Origin of the sequence: Scandinavium tedordense (assembly GCF_024764965.1) — a bacterium.
Taxonomy (GTDB): Bacteria; Pseudomonadota; Gammaproteobacteria; order Enterobacterales; family Enterobacteriaceae; genus Scandinavium; species Scandinavium tedordense.
The window spans coordinates 1-474 of sequence record NZ_JALIGG010000028.1; the positions used below are offsets into that span (position 1 = coordinate 1).

Sequence of the window (474 nt, forward strand, 5' to 3'; positions counted from 1 at the left end):
GCGCACGCATCTGAGTCTGCCAATCCTCATGTGGTGCAGGCTGCTGGCGTGATGGCGGTGGCCCGCCGAGTCTTGGCTCTAGATGCCGAGGATTTTGAGGACATCGGTGAGGCCTTGCCCGCGGATCTGCGATCTCGCCTTGTCGACTCTGGTTTTCCACACCACCCGCGTGCCGCAGAGAGGGGAGCTCTTGGGGATCTCATCCCCTTGTATGAGCTCATGCTCGAGGTCCTCGACATCCGGATGCGTCGTGAGGAGCCCCAACAAGTCGTTGTGACCTGCCACATCCTGGGGGAGTACTTGGCGCAGTTGGCCTGGCAACCAGTCTTAGGCGATGGTGGGGATCCGCTCACCTTGCCTGGCAAGGTTGGCCAGAAATGGGGCGGTGATGGTCAAGGCTGTGCCCACACCTCCGCGATGAATGCCACCGCGCGACGCAGCATGCATGCTGCCCAGGGAGACGAGGAGGGGTAT

Annotated in this window: 1 protein-coding gene; it reads left to right on the top strand. The window is 62.0% G+C overall.

The window, feature by feature from the left end; all coding sequences use genetic code 11:
- A partial coding sequence (locus MUU46_RS00140; RefSeq protein ID WP_258964448.1) for a hypothetical protein occupies positions 1-474 on the top strand: 474 nt, incomplete at both ends.